Below are 15,881 nucleotides of genomic sequence, written 5' to 3' on the forward strand. Positions count from 1 at the left end.
CAAAGGAGCAAGCTCCTTGTCTGTTCGCTCGACTTGCATGTATTAGGCACGCCGCCAGCGTTCATCCTGAGCCAGGATCAAACTCTCCATAAAAATTTATGATGTTTGATTAGCTCATAATACTAAATAGTGTTTGTAACATTTAAGTTACTGTTTTGGAATTAACGTTGACATATTGTCATTCAGTTTTCAATGTTCATTTAATCATTATAAAATGGTGGAGACTAGCGGGATCGAACCGCTGACCTCCTGCGTGCAAAGCAGGCGCTCTCCCAGCTGAGCTAAGCCCCCGAATTATTTAAGAAGTCGGGAAGACAGGATTCGAACCTGCGACCCCTTGGTCCCAAACCAAGTGCTCTACCAAGCTGAGCTACTTCCCGTATGTAATTAAATAAGAAATAAAATTTAAATGACGCGCCCGATAGGAGTCGAACCCATAACCTCTTGATCCGTAGTCAAACGCTCTATCCAGTTGAGCTACGGGCGCTTTATTTAAGATGGTGCCGAGGACCGGAATCGAACCGGTACGGTGATCTCTCACCGCAGGATTTTAAGTCCTGTGCGTCTGCCAGTTCCGCCACCCCGGCAATATAATGGAGCGGAAGACGGGATTCGAACCCGCGACCCCCACCTTGGCAAGGTGGTGTTCTACCACTGAACTACTTCCGCATGTGGCTATTAAAACAATCGTATGAGCCATAGAGGATTCGAACCTCTGACCCTCTGATTAAAAGTCAGATGCTCTACCAACTGAGCTAATGGCTCAAAGATGGTGCCGGCCAGAGGACTTGAACCCCCAACCTACTGATTACAAGTCAGTTGCTCTACCAATTGAGCTAGGCCGGCTAATTAATTAAGAATGGTGGAGAATGACGGGTTCGAACCGCCGACCCTCTGCTTGTAAGGCAGATGCTCTCCCAGCTGAGCTAATTCTCCAACGTGTAAGCCTGGCAACGTCCTACTCTAGCGGAACGTAAATCCAACTACCATCGGCGCTAAGGAGCTTAACTTCTGTGTTCGGCATGGGAACAGGTGTGACCTCCTTGCCATTGTCACCAGACAATAACTTACTCAATTAATTATAATGTCGATTATTTTAATTTTCAATAGTTAATTTTACACTTTGTTAAAGTTATCTTTACAAGTATTTTACAAAATTAACTTTCGTTTTCGACGACTTTTATATCTTACAACATTCAAAAAGCAAAGTCAACTAATTTTTAAAACTTTTTTTATTTAACAAGTTTATTATTTGTCGATTCCGCTTCTTTGAACACTTTTACTATGTTAGCACATCGCAAGCATATTGACTACACTTTTTTATATTGTTTTATAATAACTTCTCTACTCTTTTTTACTTTTGTAACTCTCCCTTTGATAATAACCCTTTATCACACCAATATATTTAATCCCTTAATTTTATATAAATCGAAAACTAATTATTCCTTTTGCCTCTTTTATTAACAATAACTGGCTCAAAATAAAAAAAGAGATTGAGATATATTAGGTTAACATTTGAATAAACCCTAAACTTTATCTCAATCTCTAATATTTAATTTAATCTATTTTTGTCTCATGTAAGGGAATAATAATACGTCTCTAATAGATGGAGAGTCAGTTAACAACATAACTAAGCGATCGATACCGATACCTAAACCACCTGTTGGAGGCATACCATATTCCAAAGCTTCAATATAATCTTCATCCATTTCATGCGCTTCATCATTACCTTGTGCTTTTTCAACAAGTTGTGCTTCGAAACGTTCACGTTGATCAATTGGATCATTTAATTCAGTGAATGCATTCGCATGTTCTCTACCTACGATAAACAACTCGAAACGGTCTGTAAATCTAGGATCTTCTGGATTTTTCTTCGCTAAAGGCGAGATTTCAATTGGATGTCCATAAATAAATGTTGGTTGAATTAACGTTTCTTCAACTTTTTGTTCAAAGAATTCATTTAAGATATGACCATATTTCATATTATTAGTAATTTCAATACCATGTTCTTTAGCTGCAGCGATTGCTTCTTCATCAGATTTAATTTGATAGAAGTCTACACCTGTAGTTTCTTTCACTGCATCTACAATATGAAGGCGTGTCCAGGCAGACTCTAGGTCAATTTCCTCTTCATTGTATTGAACTTTTGCAGAACCAAATACTTCTTGAGCGATATGTCTTACCATAGATTCAGTTAAATCCATGATATCGTGGTAATCAGCGTATGCTTCATATAATTCAATCATAGTAAATTCTGGATTATGTCGTGTTGATACTCCTTCGTTACGGAATACTCGTCCAATTTCATAGACTTTTTCAAGGCCACCAACAATTAATCGTTTTAAATGTAATTCAATTGCTATACGCATATAAAGAGTAGCGTCTAGTGCATTATGGTGCGTAACAAATGGTCGTGCTGCTGCACCACCTGCAATTTGATGCATCATTGGTGTTTCAACTTCTAAGAAACCTTGTTTATTTAAGTAATTACGCATTTCTTGAATAATTTTACTACGGTTAATAAATGTTTGAGTACTATCTTGATTTGTAATCAAGTCTAAATAACGTTGACGATAACGTTGTTCAATATCTTGTAAACCATGGAACTTATCAGGTAAAGGTCTAAGCGCTTTAGATAATAAAGTGAATGTCTTAGCTTTTACTGATAGCTCGCCAGTATTTGTTTTGAACATTACACCTTCAATACCAACAATATCGCCTAGGTCTGCACCTTTCCATAAATTGTCGAAATCTTCTTCGCCAATTTGGTCCTTACGCACGTAAATTTGAATCTGACCAGTCAAATCTTGGACATGTGCGAAACCAGCTTTACCTTTACCACGTTTAGTCATCAAACGTCCGGCAATCGAAACATGACTTTCATCTTCTTTATCATGTAATTCTTCTTTAGAGAATTCATCCCATTGTGATTTTAGTTCACTAGCAGTAGCTGAGCGCTCAAAACGTTTTCCAAATGGGTCGATTCCTAAATCAATTAATTCTTGTAGTTTTTGACGACGGACCTGCATTTGGTCATTCATTTCTTCTGACATAACTTTCTCTCCTTTAAATTTCATTTCAATGAAAATTATTCCATGGATTATTTCTAAATTACTTATAGGATATCATATTACTAATGTAGTGTTACTTAATTGTATTGTTTTACAAAATTGACATTACATGTATCACTTTCAAAGTATGATCATCACTATTTTCGCATTTCAATAATATTAATTAAATACATAATTAATACTACTTAACCTTTATATTTCTTCACTGTGTCATCTGGTATGACTAAATCAGAGATACGAGTTTTTGAACGAGGTTCAATTTGTGTTGGTGCAATATCATTTAATGGTATTAGCACAAAAGCACGTTCACTCATTCGCGGATGGGGAACTTCAAGGTCATCTTCTTCTATAACCTTATCCCCATATAATAAAATATCGACATCTAATGTTCTTGGACCCCAACGAATGTCTCTAACTCGGTGTAATCGTTGTTCGGTTTCTAAGCAATATTTAAGAAGTTCTTTAGGCTCCAATTCTGTATCAATTTCTAAACACAAATTTAAAAAATTAGGCTGCTCGGTATACCCTACTGGTGCAGTTTCATATATTGGAGAGATTTTAGTCACAGTAATGCCTTCAATACTGTCAATTATTTTAATAGCTTCTTGTAATTGCTGTTCCCTATCACCAATATTGCTTCCTAAACCTAAATACGCTTGTACCATTTAACGATTCTCCCTCACTATCTCTATACCTACACCATTATAGTGACCTGGAATAGGTGGATTTTCTTTAGTGATTCTGACTTTCGTTTCCATTACACGATTATAGTGTGAATTTATACGTTTTGCAATACGTTCAGCTAGATGTTCGATTAAATTACATGGTGGACCTTCAACGATTGCTTTAACATCTTCAAACACTTCTCCGTAATGTACAGTGTCGATTACTTTATCAGATTGGCCGGCTTCTTCTAAATTCACTTTCAACGTAACATCTACTACAAAAATTTGACCTATCTCGTTTTCAGCAGGTAAGGCACCGTGGTATGCGTAAAATCTCATACCATTAAGAAAGATTGTGTCGTTCATCTTCATTCTCCTTTAAGAAATCCATACTTTGACCTAATCGAGCGTTTAATTGCACATTATGTACACGCACAGCTTTGACGCCTTTCATTATACCATAAGCTGTTGTAGCAGCTGTCGCCTCATCACGTTCTAACGCTTTAGTTTCTGTACCAATCATTTCTTTAATGAAACGTTTTCGACTCGTTGCTAATAAAACAGGATACTCAGTTGCTACAAGTTCATCTAAACGTGCCATTACTTCATTTTCTTCATCACGTGTTTTGGCAAATCCAATTCCAGGGTCTAGCCATATTTTATGTTTTGGAATTCCGGCCATTTCTGCTTTGTTCGCTTGAGTAATAAGTGATAATAGCATTTCTTCAACAACTGGTTGTTCGCGATGTCCGTCACCATTATGCATTAATACAACTTCAGCATCGTAAGAAGCCACAACATCAAGTATTTTAGGGTCATATAACCCTGCCCATTGATCATTGATCATCGTTGCACCCAATTTTAAGCACGCTTCCGCTACTTCACTACGATATGTATCTATTGAAAGTTGAATATTTAATTTTGCAAGTTCTTTCACTACAGGAACTACACGCTCAATCTCTTCTTCCGTTGAAATAATTTCTGTGAATCCTGGTCGTGTAGAAATGCCACCGACATCAATGATATCCACACCTTCTTCTATCATCTCTTTAGCACGTTTGACCGCTTTATCCACTGAATTATACTTACCACCATCAGAGAATGAATCAGGTGTTACATTCAATATTCCCATAATTTTTGTTTTAGTCATTCTTGTCACGTCACCCTTCGTTCTTTTTGAAAATGATATGTAGAACAATGTCTACTTTTGCTTAATAGTCACATCATAATGATACACTCATTTTCTAAACATTTCAGTGTTTATAATCGCTGATGAAGCATGCAAAACATTTAATAATTTAAAATAAGATATTCATTTTCCAAAAAAGAAAACGCTAGCGAAGCAATAACAAGCTTCCCTAGCGTTTAAATATTAATTACAAATTAATCATCGAATGAATATAAAGGTGTTGATAAGTAACGTTCACCATTACTTGGCAATACTGTTACAACTGTTTTACCTTTACCTAATTCTTTAGCTTTTTGAATTGCGGCATGAATTGCAGCACCAGAAGAAATACCTGCTAGGATACCTTCTTCTTTAGCAACGCGACGTGATGTTTCCATAGCTGTATCGTTGTCTACTTTGATGATACTATCATAAATATTTGTATCTAAAGTATCCGGTACGAACCCTGCACCTAAACCTTGCAATTTATGTGGTCCTGGCTCACCACCACTTAATACTGGTGATGCTTCAGGCTCTATAGCAACGATTTCAACATTAGGATATTTTTCTTTTAAGACTTTACCTACACCAGATAAAGTACCGCCTGTACCTACACCTGCTAAGAAAGCGTCAATTTGTTTACCTTCAAATTGTTCTACTAATTCTGGGCCTGTAGTTAACGCATGAATTTCAGGGTTTGCTGGGTTTTCGAATTGTTGTGGTTCGAAGTAACCATGCTCTTCTTTTAATTCTTTTGCTTTTTTAATAGCGCCTTTCATAGCTTCTGAACCTGGTGTTAAAACTAATTCTGCACCATAAGCTTTTAATAAGTTACGACGTTCAGAACTCATTGTTTCAGGCATTGTAAATACTGCTTTATAACCTTTAGCTGCACATACGAAAGCTAAACCGATACCTGTGTTACCACTTGTTGGTTCTACAATCGTATCACCTGGTTTAATTTTCCCTTCTTTTTCAGCTTTTTCGATCATAGCTAATGCGATACGGTCTTTTACTGAACCACCTGGATTTTGATATTCTAATTTTACGTATACATCTGCTGCATCTTCATCTACAACGTTTCTTAATTTTACTACCGGTGTATTTCCAATAATTTGAGTAATGTTATCTACTGGTTTTTGTGCCATTGAAAAAACGCTCCTTTAACTTTCATATTTAAAACTTAGTTTTTTTATCGGATATAACTATATTCTATCAGAATTTTCTAAAAAGACAAAGCTAATTCTCTTATTTTAGGATTGAAGTTACATTTTACTTTTACATTATTTTAGTTTCCCTATAAAAAAGGCAATAAACACGTGATGGTTTATCGCCTTTAGTATATTTTTAATTATGCATTCATTGAAGCTAATAGGTCTTCAAGTTCAGCTTCTGAATAATTATATTTATTACCACAGAAGTGACAAATAGCTTCCGCGCCATGATCCTCTTTAATCATATCTTGGATTTCAGCTTCTCCTAAACCTTTAATTGCATTTAGAAACTTCTCATGACTACAGTTACATTCAAATTGAGCTTGCATAGTTTCTAAGATTTGAACGTTATCTTCACCAAGAATTTCATTCAAAATACCTTCTGGTGTCAATCCTTGTTCAATTAACTTAGAAACGGGTTGCATATTATTTATAGCATTTTCCAATTTTGTTACAGTTTCATCTTTAGCGCCTGGCATTACTTGAATAATAAATCCTCCAGCAGCTTTAATAGAATTGTCAGGATTTACTAACACACCTAAACCAACTGATGAAGGTGTTTGTTCACTTGTCGCAAAATAGTATGTGAAGTCTTCTCCTAATTCACCTGATACAATCGGACTTGCACCTGAGAAATAATCTTTCATACCAACGTCTTTCACAACTTGGATGGACCCGTCTGTACCAACTGCTCGTCTAACATCTAATTTACCTTGTTCATTTAATGGAAAATGCGTTTGTGGTTTATCCACATACGCACGTACATTACCCTCAGCATCTGCATCCGCAATGATTCTTCCAATAGGTCCTTTACCATCAACTGTTACTGTTAATTTTTGTTCACCTTTAAGCATCGAACCCATTAATAAAGTTGCTGTCATTGTTCTGCCCATAGCAGCTGAAGCTGTTGGCCAAGTATAATGACGTGTTTGTGCTTCTTGCACTGATTCAGTTGTTAGCGCAGCGTACGCACGTATTTCTCCATCGAAAGCTAGTGATTTAACGATATAATCATGTGTCATCCTTATAAACTCCTTTAGTACATTTATTTTTATATTGATATTATTTATACTTTAATCTTTCAATTATTTCTATATTTTCCCTTTAAGGATACTTATTCTACACTTGTTTAATAAGAATATGAAGTAACTTGCTTTCAACTCTAATATTGTCTCTTTGACGATCACTACATATTAAAAAATCTCCTTTGACTAAGGGGAATTGCCTTACTCAAAGGAGATAATAATCCAGTTTAAACTTATCTATTGCTAGGGTTGTTTGGATCGTTTGGATTATATGGTTTGTCAATATTTGGAGATTGTTCATGACCTGTGTCTTCTTCATTATTTGAATGTCCACGATGTTGATCATTGTCTCCATTTGAACCGTCACGTAATTGATCATGTCCTGTTTGATTATCTCTATCATCTCTTTGACGATGTCTACGTTCGCGATTCATGTCATTATCTTCTTTACGATCTTCTCGCATGTCTTCTTTTCCTTCTTCTAGTTGTTCTTCGCGGATATCGTCGTAAGATTTACCATATTTACCTTCGCTATAGTCAGAATCTTCATCTTTAACAACACGAGCAGCATCATAATCTACTTCAGGTAATACACCATCATAGAATAATGAACGGATTTGTTCAGCTACTAATGTTTCTTCTGTTAACAATGTTTTAGCGATAAGTTTAAGTTCTTTTTCATGGTCTAATAAGATTTGTTTACAACGTTCATATTGTTCTTTAATAATACGTTGAACTTCTTTATCAATTTCATAAGCGATTTGACCAGAATAGTTAGGTTCACCTTGCATATCTTTACCTAAGAATACTTGTCCACCGCCGCTAGATGAGAATTGTAATGGTCCAAGTTTTTTACTCATACCATACTCAGTAACCATAGAACGTGCGATTTGAGTTGCTCTTTCGAAGTCATTTGATGCACCAGTTGATACTTCATGGAAATTGATATCTTCGGATACACGACCACCTAATAAACCACAAATTTTATCTAATAATTCAGGTTCTGTCATTAAGAAACGATCTTGTTTAGGTAACATCATTGCGTAACCACCAGCTTGTCCACGAGGAACAATTGTTACTTTATGAACAACTTCTGCTTCATCGAGTACCATACCGATAACTGTATGACCCGCTTCATGGTGAGCTACAATATTACGTTCTTTATCTGAAATGACACGTGATTTTTTAGCTGGACCAGCAATAACACGGTCTGTAGCTTCTTCGATATCACGCATGTCAATTTTGTTTTTACCTTCACGTGCAGCAATTAAAGATGCTTCATTTAATAAATTCTCTAAATCTGCCCCTGAGAAGCCAGGTGTTCTTTGTGAAATAGCTTTTAAGTCGACAGTTTCATCAAGTGGTTTGTTTTTAGAGTGTACATGAAGAATAGCCTCACGACCTTTAACATCTGGACGGCCAACTTGAATTTGTCTATCGAAACGACCAGGGCGTAGTAACGCTGGGTCTAAGATATCAGGACGGTTAGTTGCAGCAATCATGATAATACCTTCGTTTTCACCGAAACCATCCATTTCAACTAGTAATTGGTTAAGCGTTTGTTCACGTTCATCGTGACCGCCACCAACACCTGCACCACGTTGACGTCCTACTGCATCAATTTCATCGATAAAGATAATACATGGTGCATTCTTTTTCGCATTTTCGAATAAGTCACGCACACGGCTTGCACCGACACCAACGAACATTTCAACAAAGTCTGAACCACTGATTGAGAAGAATGGTGCACCCGCTTCACCAGCTACGGCACGTGCTAGTAATGTTTTACCTGTACCAGGAGGGCCTACAAGTAATACACCTTTAGGTATTCTTGAACCCATTTGTTTGAATTTCTTATTATCTTTTAAGAAATCTACTATTTCAATTAATTCTTGTTTTTCTTCATCTGCACCAGCGACATCTGAGAATCGTACACGACGTTTTTGGTTATCGTACATTTTAGCTTTGGATTTACCAAAGTTCATCATACGACCGCCACCGCCGCCGCCTTGTGCTTGGCTAAGGAAGAAAATGAATAGGAAAGCAATAATTAATACAGGAATTAATGTTGTCAACATACTTACGAAGACACTTTGTTTCTCTTCTTCTTTAACTTTAAAATCTAGTCCTTTTTGGCTTTTTGCTTCATTTGTAATTTTTTGTAAGTCTTTTTCGTTATTGTATAAAATCGTTGAAGAGTAATCTTCATCATTTTTTGTTTTACCACTTACCAAGTACACATTTTGCTCAGGTTGGATTTCTAAGGTCTTTAAATCACCTTTATCCAATTTCTCTACAAACTGTGAATAGGAAAGTTGTTTCGGTGTATTGCCATTCCCATTTATGTAAGAAAATACGCCGAATATAATAACGCCAATAATTGCGATAACAAGCACATTGCGAAAAGCTTTTTGCATGCGTCATTTCCTCCTATTTCTATAATAAAGCTAACAAAAATTGTAACACAACACTTCTCTTAAAGGCTAGCATTTCAACTTTTGTAATACTTTTCAAAATCCTTGTGTTATCAAACTTTTTAAAACTTAAATTCTCTAAAAAACGATAAGTTTTTAAAATGTGTTTAAGCATATAAAATGAGTCTACACTAATTCATTTATTAAGTATAGTTATTATATCTTAAACACGATTTAATTATATTAACATCTAAATGAATTTCACTTATTTGTTATAAATTTCTGGTTTTAATGTGCCGATATAAGGTAAATTCCGATAATGTTCAGCGTAATCCAATCCATAACCTACAACAAATTCATCAGGAATTTTCTTACCAACATATTTAGCTTCAATATCAGCCTTACGACGATTTGGTTTATCCAGTAATGTAACAATTTCAAGTGAATTAACTTTACGTGATTGCAATAATTCAGTAATTGATTTCAATGTTGTACCTGTTTCTAAAATATCTTCAATGATTAGGACGTCTTTATTTTCAATAGATGAACCTAAATCTTTTAAGATTTGAACTTCACCAGTTGATTCAGTTCCGCCATGATAGCTTGAAACATCCATAAAATCAATTGCTAAATGTGTGTCGATGCGTTTAATTAGGTCTGCCATAAACATAACAGAACCTTTTAGAATACCCACGCATACAAGTGGTTTATCTTTATAATCTTTAGTTAATTGTTCTCCTAAATCTTTACAAATATTTTGTATATCTTCTTCAGTTAACAATATTTCTTTTAAATCGTCTTTCATTCGTTATTCATCTCCAATTTTTTTGATTTCTATATGTTGATTATATGCTTTAGCAATATATAAATTACCTACAGCAATAATTTGATGGTATTGATCTTCAATTAATGGCATTTGCATGCGCACATCATTTGGAATTTTGTGATCTATAAACAAACGACTCACTTTTTTATGACCTTTTTGTCCATTTAGTTCGACTTTATCTCCATTGTGGCGAGTTCGTATCAATAATGGTAATTGTTGTTTAGGAATCGTCGGATGTATAACAACGAGATAATGTCCGAAACGATATGTATCTGCATCATTCACGATTTGATTATCTAATAATGACGGCTCATTTTTCGCCAATATAATAAATTTATCATATGCTATTTGAATTATCCATTTTTCAGTGAGGGATATCTCAAATTGTGCGATTTGATTACTAATCTGATGAAACCATTCATGATATTGTTTCTCTGAAAATGCCTTATTCAACTGCAGTTGTTCGAAGAGCTGATCTAACAATATCATTTTAGCTATATCATCAAGTTGATTAAATGCATTTCGTGAAAATTGTATTTGAGTTCCATTTTTATTAATTAGACAATCATTCTCTATAAAGGATTGGGCTTTTTTTCGACTCTCCTGTAATTGAATATCATGCCAACGTTTCAATTTTAGTAAATGCGTACTATCAAGATCTGCATTTTGATTAATCGCTGGTAATAGTCGATTGCGAATGTCATTCCTAACATATTTATTGTCACTGTTTGAGCTATCTTCATAATAAGGAACTTGATATTTGTGCTGATAGTCGCGTATGTCTTCTTTTGAAACTTCAAGTAATGGCCGACATATTGTGTAATGATTACGAATTGATTGAACATCTATCCCTAGAGTACTTCGTGTAGAACGTCCAGTAAATAGTCTATAGAAGATTGTTTCTAGCTGGTCATCTAAATGATGTGCTGTAAGTAATACATCTGCATCTAACCTTTTCATCATTTCGTCAAACCACTCATAACGCAATTGTCGAGCATCAGCTTGTATACTCTTCCCTTGCGCTACTACATCCGTTAAATTCAAATGCTTTACATAGCAAGTTATCTCATATTGTTTACAAAATGCTTCTATAAACGCTTCTTCCTTATGTGATGCTTCTCGTAAGCCATGATTAACATGAAGACAGGTCAATTGTTTATAAGTACGAGATGATTGTGAAAGTAAATTGTGGAAGAGTGACATACTATCTACACCTGTCGAAACAGCAATCACAATATGTTCAGTATTGTTCCATAGTGACGTATTAACTTTCAACACAAAGACCTCCTTAATAACATGAATATACCTTATTGCAATATTGCAATGTAGTCATCAAAAAAAGAGTGGAACTAAAATTCATTGTTGAATTTTAAGTTCCACCCCGCAAAAATAACATATCTTACATAAAATAAAGGGCAATTCGATAGGACGACAATTGTTTATCTTACTGTGAATGTTACCTTTGCTATTACCAATTATTATATAAGTAATATATTATAAATTAGCGTCTTGAACCTTTACCGCCACGTCTTGATTCAGTTTGTCGTTTAATAGATGTTAATTTATCTTCACTATCTTTTAAGAAATTGCTTAATTTCTTTTCAAAATCTTCACCTTTTTGTTGTGGTGATCTATTGTGATTTGATTTATGTTGTGGTCTACGAGGGCGATCTTTTGCTTTTTTTATTGAAAGGCTAATTTTACCGTCATCTGCAATAGATAAGACTTTAACTTCAACTTCGTCTCCAACTGATAGGTGATCTTCAACATTCTCAACATAGTTATCAGCCACTTCACTGATATGAACTAAGCCACTTTTCCCTTCAGGTAACTCTACGAATGCACCAAATTTTTTGATACCAGTAACTTTACCTTTTAGCTTGTTTCCTACTTCGATTGACATATTCTAAATAAATCCTCCCGATTTTGATTCGATTTTAACCTTATTATATTCCTGTTTTAATATTTTCACAATGCTATAAAACCAGATAATTCATTCTTATTTAAGAAAAACGATTATCCTTAATGTTATCAGTTGTCATTAGAGGATTTAGACTTAGAATCATCATCATTATTAGGCAATTTAAAAATAACTTCACCTTTATTGCTCAGGTAATAATCGTCTCTTGCTACTTTCTCTATGTAGTCTTTATTATTTAAATTACTAAGTTCTTCTTTTAATGCGATTTCCTCGTCTTGCTTTTTCTGAAACTGTTCCTCTTTATGTTTACGCTCAACTGCTGCTTTATCATTGCTTTGTTTTTGGACGACAAGCATGATGGATAGAATAATTATAATCGCTAATAATATCCCACCGAATACAGTTACTCTTCGTCTAACAACACGCATTTTCTTTTGTTGTCGTTGCCTTTTTCGATTTTTATCGGAGGTATACTGATTTCCTATTTCTTCTACCTTTTTACTCATTGCTTGTCACCTCCTTCAGTCTATTCTTCTTCAAATTGATTCTGATTAATACGTTCTTCTTTAATTAAATCGTACATACCTTTAGCATTTTCTTTAGAAGCATGTTCGCTTAAACCAGTTACTTTAACTGTAACAAGCTTTTGTCCGAAACGAATAACTAATTCATCTTCTACCTTAACATCTGTTCCAGCTTTAGCTACATTCCCATTAATGGTAATACGTCCTTGATCACTTATCTCTTTCGCTAAAGTACGACGTTTAACAAGTCGCGATACTTTTAAATATTTATCTAATCTCATGAATCTTTCTCCCCTTGTTGCAAAAAGTTTCTAAGGGTTTCTTCATCAAAATCCTTATTTTTGGTTTTATCATACAATGCCATGAAGTGGTCTGCAAATACTTTCTCAAATTTAACTCGTGGTGCTTTACCTTCTTTACTTTTAGCTGTCTGCCAAATGTCATTTAGTTCTTCTATCGATGCTGCTTTTTCATCACCAAAAATATGTGGATGACGACGAATCATCTTAGCACTTAAGCTTTCAATGATTTCTTGAATGTCCATATAGCCTTCTTTTTTGCCAATACTTGCATGTAAGAGAACTTGAAGTAAGATATCTCCTAATTCTTCTATCATGTGCCAATCATCTTCATTATCAATTGCTTCGAATAATTCAAAGCTTTCTTCCAATAGATAGCGTTTGAGGGAGGCATGAGTTTGAACACGATCCCATGGACAACCAGTTTCATCATCGACTAAGCGATCTATAATCTCTACTGCATAATCAAAGTTTCGATATAATACTTCATCATTTGTCACTTTAGGAACGTAGACACTTGTTAAATTATTAAATGCGTCTTCGTGATGATCAAGTTCAAATAGAGGTACCTCTAGTACAGAGGCGCCAGTGCTATGTGCGCCAGTCACTATTTTGACTGGAAAATCATCTGGATAATGTTCCATCAAAGTAATTTTAATATCTGCTGCAACCATAGCACTATATACCTGAGTAATAAGTGTATGTGTACGCACATTTAATAACTGTTCGGTCAATGCCGTACCATCTAACAAAGTGAAACCATCGTTAGGATCTTGGTTAATCGCTGCGAAGATATCATCAATAAAACTTTTACCACCTAGCATTTTAACATTCACGTCTTGATGATGGTCATTGTAGTCTAACAACTTGGCCGTCGTTGTTTCAGCTACACGTGGATGTCCAGGTACGGCATAGACAACATCTTGTGATTGCGCTTTTTCTATTAATACATCAACAATTTGTTGATACACAGAATCGAAATCTTCATTCTTTTCATAAATAGTATCAAAACTTTCGAATTTAAGTTCATCTTGTAATTGATTAATTACAGGATGGTCTAGTGTCCTAGTATAAACAAGCGGTTGTTGTATTAAAAAACGATATATACCGAGTGGCAACTCATCTAAACCGTAGTTTCCTAAACCAACAATTGTAATTGTATGTGTCATTAATGTCGTCCTTTCTTTATATGATAAAGCTTTTCGCCAAATGGCAAATGTTTTAATTCTTTATAACCTAAGATGTTCATATATATAACTAATATTAATAATACGGCAATGCCTATGATTGCCACAACAACTAACTCTATAAGTCCACCTATACGTCCCACTTGAGGTAATATCTGCATAATAATTTGAATGATTATCGTCATGATGACAAGCGCAGTAAACATTTTCAAAATGAATGGTTTCATTTGACTAAAGTGATACTGCTTAAGCACTTCTTTATGCAATATAATTACAAAACAAATAAGGGACAAAACAGTGCTAATACTAGCGCCAGCAATACCATAATGATGAATCAATAGGACGTTGAGTATCGCTTTCACTACTAAGCCAATAGTTACACCAATCAATATCGGACGAATGCAATTGAGTACTTGTAATAATGCAATATCCATCATTATAAGCGATACACAGATAACCGTTAACATATAGAATCCAAGTGTAAAACCTAAACTATTGGTCTTAAAGAAGACTGCATTCATCATAGGTAATAAATTAATTAATCCTATACCAGCTGTTGAACTAATTAATATAGTGATTTTAAGCGATGCATTAGCGTAACGATTCATTTTAATTTGATTTCGTTGTTCGATTGCTTCAGTTAAAAGTGGGATTAACACAAAACTAAAAGTTGTCGTAACAATTAAACCCATTTGTATAAATGAAGCACCACGATCATAAATTCCTTTTTGCATGATTGCTTCTTTAAAATGTAGGCCGTGTGATTGTAGTGTATGAACGATTGTAAAGCTATCTATAAATTGCCATAATATGACCAATAATTGGCTCAATGCAAATACAAGTGTAGCCATAAGTAAGTCTTTCCAAGGTATATTTGCTGATAAATTCTGCATCTTAAAAGAGAAAGGTTTCATAACTATTAAAAAGAGACTTGAACCTAAAAAACCAAGTGCAGAAGCTAAAATAGCAATCGTTCCTGCTTGATATATCGACCAATCTTTAATCATAAATAAACCAATGGCTACAATGATGAGACCAACACGAATGATTTGTTCAATAACCTGGGAAATAGCGGGTATATTCATACGTCTTTGACTTTGATAATAACCACGACACACACCTAATATACCAATAAATAAATAACTCAAACTTGCCATTCGTATCATAGGTGCAAGTCTTGAATCTCCCATCAATATAGCCACTGGGTGCGCTAATAATAAGAGCATTAAAAATATTACTATGCCTAACGTTTGAAATCGTATTAGCACTTTTGAAAACGAAGACGGTTGTCCATTAATACCCAGCGTTTGCGTTACCGCACTTGGAATAGCATTCATAGATAAAATCATACCTAGCGCCACAATTGGATATATTTGTTGATAAGCATACAACCCAGTATCTCCGAGAACATTTTGGTAAGGCACTCTGTAAATTGCACTTAAAATTTTAACTATGATGAGTGCAAGGGTTAGAATCACAACGCCATTGAACGCTGTGTAGTTAGAGGGTTCAATGTGTTTGAACTCGTTTGAACTCTTAGATGATAACGATTGTGTAGATTTAGATT

Annotated in this window: 14 protein-coding genes, 8 tRNA genes and 2 rRNA genes; all 24 read right to left on the minus strand. The window is 34.8% G+C overall.

Features of this window, described 5'->3' with window-relative positions; translation table 11 throughout:
- Positions 1–93 (minus strand): 16S ribosomal RNA (locus BDW31_RS10550); the annotation flags it as partial.
- 122 nt (positions 94–215) lie between these two features.
- Positions 216–291: transfer RNA gene (locus BDW31_RS10555), tRNA-Ala, on the minus strand.
- Between the two features lie 15 nt (positions 292–306).
- Positions 307–380: transfer RNA gene (locus BDW31_RS10560), tRNA-Pro, on the minus strand.
- A 33-nt stretch (positions 381–413) separates the two neighbouring features.
- A tRNA-Arg gene (locus BDW31_RS10565) sits at positions 414–487 on the minus strand.
- Positions 488–498: 11 nt separating this feature from the next.
- A tRNA-Leu gene (locus tag BDW31_RS10570) sits at positions 499–587 on the minus strand.
- A 7-nt stretch (positions 588–594) separates the two neighbouring features.
- Positions 595–669: transfer RNA gene (locus tag BDW31_RS10575), tRNA-Gly, on the minus strand.
- A gap of 23 nt (positions 670–692) precedes the next feature.
- A tRNA-Lys gene (locus BDW31_RS10580) sits at positions 693–765 on the minus strand.
- Between the two features lie 5 nt (positions 766–770).
- Positions 771–846, minus strand: a tRNA-Thr gene (locus tag BDW31_RS10585).
- 14 nt (positions 847–860) lie between these two features.
- A tRNA-Val gene (locus BDW31_RS10590) sits at positions 861–936 on the minus strand.
- Between the two features lie 9 nt (positions 937–945).
- Positions 946–1,060 (minus strand): 5S ribosomal RNA (rrf, locus tag BDW31_RS10595).
- A gap of 502 nt (positions 1,061–1,562) precedes the next feature.
- The gene (gene lysS / locus BDW31_RS10600; protein ID WP_110709639.1) at positions 1,563–3,053 is read right to left on the minus strand and encodes a lysine--tRNA ligase; all 1,491 of its coding nucleotides are present in this window, start codon (positions 3,051–3,053) and stop codon (positions 1,563–1,565) included.
- A gap of 203 nt (positions 3,054–3,256) precedes the next feature.
- Positions 3,257–3,736 carry a 2-amino-4-hydroxy-6-hydroxymethyldihydropteridine diphosphokinase gene (gene folK / locus BDW31_RS10605; protein ID WP_011276746.1) on the minus strand — a complete coding sequence of 160 codons (480 nt, stop codon included), beginning with the start codon at positions 3,734–3,736 and terminating at the stop codon, positions 3,257–3,259.
- Positions 3,737–4,102 (minus strand): dihydroneopterin aldolase, encoded by a 366-nt coding sequence (folB, locus tag BDW31_RS10610; RefSeq protein ID WP_016931261.1) that lies wholly within the window; start codon positions 4,100–4,102, stop codon positions 3,737–3,739. It lies immediately after the preceding gene.
- The gene (gene folP / locus BDW31_RS10615) at positions 4,080–4,886 is read right to left on the minus strand and encodes a dihydropteroate synthase (protein WP_053035167.1); all 807 of its coding nucleotides are present in this window, start codon (positions 4,884–4,886) and stop codon (positions 4,080–4,082) included. The genes folB and folP overlap by 23 nt, the downstream gene beginning before the upstream one ends.
- Before the next feature lie 233 nt (positions 4,887–5,119).
- Entirely contained in the window at positions 5,120–6,052 is a 933-nt protein-coding gene (cysK, locus tag BDW31_RS10620) for a cysteine synthase A (protein ID WP_016931263.1), read from the minus strand.
- A gap of 203 nt (positions 6,053–6,255) precedes the next feature.
- On the minus strand, positions 6,256–7,140 hold the full coding sequence (gene hslO / locus BDW31_RS10625; RefSeq protein ID WP_011276749.1) for an Hsp33 family molecular chaperone HslO: 885 nt from the start codon (positions 7,138–7,140) through the stop codon (positions 6,256–6,258).
- A 236-nt stretch (positions 7,141–7,376) separates the two neighbouring features.
- Entirely contained in the window at positions 7,377–9,560 is a 2,184-nt protein-coding gene (gene ftsH / locus BDW31_RS10630) for an ATP-dependent zinc metalloprotease FtsH (RefSeq protein WP_011276751.1), read from the minus strand.
- 262 nt (positions 9,561–9,822) lie between these two features.
- Entirely contained in the window at positions 9,823–10,362 is a 540-nt protein-coding gene (gene hpt, locus BDW31_RS10635) for a hypoxanthine phosphoribosyltransferase (protein WP_011276752.1), read from the minus strand.
- A 3-nt stretch (positions 10,363–10,365) separates the two neighbouring features.
- Positions 10,366–11,658, minus strand: a complete 1,293-nt coding sequence (gene tilS / locus BDW31_RS10640) for a tRNA lysidine(34) synthetase TilS (protein ID WP_029376683.1) — start codon at positions 11,656–11,658, stop codon at positions 10,366–10,368.
- A 226-nt stretch (positions 11,659–11,884) separates the two neighbouring features.
- Complete coding sequence (locus tag BDW31_RS10645) at positions 11,885–12,286, minus strand: S1 domain-containing RNA-binding protein (protein ID WP_011276753.1); 402 nt, start codon at positions 12,284–12,286, stop codon at positions 11,885–11,887.
- A 128-nt stretch (positions 12,287–12,414) separates the two neighbouring features.
- Positions 12,415–12,810: a cell division protein DivIC gene (gene divIC, locus BDW31_RS10650; RefSeq protein WP_011276754.1), complete on the minus strand. Its 396-nt coding sequence runs from the start codon at positions 12,808–12,810 to the stop codon at positions 12,415–12,417.
- 20 nt (positions 12,811–12,830) lie between these two features.
- Positions 12,831–13,109 carry an RNA-binding S4 domain-containing protein gene (locus BDW31_RS10655; protein WP_011276755.1) on the minus strand — a complete coding sequence of 93 codons (279 nt, stop codon included), beginning with the start codon at positions 13,107–13,109 and terminating at the stop codon, positions 12,831–12,833.
- Positions 13,106–14,296: a MazG nucleotide pyrophosphohydrolase domain-containing protein gene (locus BDW31_RS10660; RefSeq protein ID WP_011276756.1), complete on the minus strand. Its 1,191-nt coding sequence runs from the start codon at positions 14,294–14,296 to the stop codon at positions 13,106–13,108. Before BDW31_RS10660 ends, BDW31_RS10655 begins: the two co-directional genes overlap by 4 nt.
- Entirely contained in the window at positions 14,296–15,828 is a 1,533-nt protein-coding gene (locus tag BDW31_RS10665; protein ID WP_181414826.1) for a polysaccharide biosynthesis protein, read from the minus strand. Before BDW31_RS10665 ends, BDW31_RS10660 begins: the two co-directional genes overlap by 1 nt.
- Positions 15,829–15,881: the final 53 nt, after the last annotated feature.

The organism is Staphylococcus sp. AtHG25, from assembly GCF_003217445.1.
Classification (GTDB): domain Bacteria; phylum Bacillota; class Bacilli; order Staphylococcales; family Staphylococcaceae; genus Staphylococcus; species Staphylococcus haemolyticus.

Excerpts from the sequence above, each read along its gene's own strand:
- BDW31_RS10655 (WP_011276755.1), bottom strand. The coding sequence starts at position 13,109 with ATGAGATTAGATAAATATTTAAAAGTATCGCGACTTGTTAAACGTCGT.
- BDW31_RS10645 (WP_011276753.1), bottom strand. The coding sequence starts at position 12,286 with ATGTCAATCGAAGTAGGAAACAAGCTAAAAGGTAAAGTTACTGGTATC.
- BDW31_RS10660 (WP_011276756.1), bottom strand. The coding sequence starts at position 14,296 with ATGACACATACAATTACAATTGTTGGTTTAGGAAACTACGGTTTAGAT.
- folK (WP_011276746.1), bottom strand. The coding sequence starts at position 3,736 with ATGGTACAAGCGTATTTAGGTTTAGGAAGCAATATTGGTGATAGGGAA.
- ftsH (WP_011276751.1), bottom strand. The coding sequence starts at position 9,560 with ATGCAAAAAGCTTTTCGCAATGTGCTTGTTATCGCAATTATTGGCGTT.
- folB (WP_016931261.1), bottom strand. The coding sequence starts at position 4,102 with ATGAACGACACAATCTTTCTTAATGGTATGAGATTTTACGCATACCAC.
- hpt (WP_011276752.1), bottom strand. The coding sequence starts at position 10,362 with ATGAAAGACGATTTAAAAGAAATATTGTTAACTGAAGAAGATATACAA.
- cysK (WP_016931263.1), bottom strand. The coding sequence starts at position 6,052 with ATGGCACAAAAACCAGTAGATAACATTACTCAAATTATTGGAAATACA.
- folP (WP_053035167.1), bottom strand. The coding sequence starts at position 4,886 with ATGACTAAAACAAAAATTATGGGAATATTGAATGTAACACCTGATTCA.
- lysS (WP_110709639.1), bottom strand. The coding sequence starts at position 3,053 with ATGTCAGAAGAAATGAATGACCAAATGCAGGTCCGTCGTCAAAAACTA.
- divIC (WP_011276754.1), bottom strand. The coding sequence starts at position 12,810 with ATGAGTAAAAAGGTAGAAGAAATAGGAAATCAGTATACCTCCGATAAA.
- hslO (WP_011276749.1), bottom strand. The coding sequence starts at position 7,140 with ATGACACATGATTATATCGTTAAATCACTAGCTTTCGATGGAGAAATA.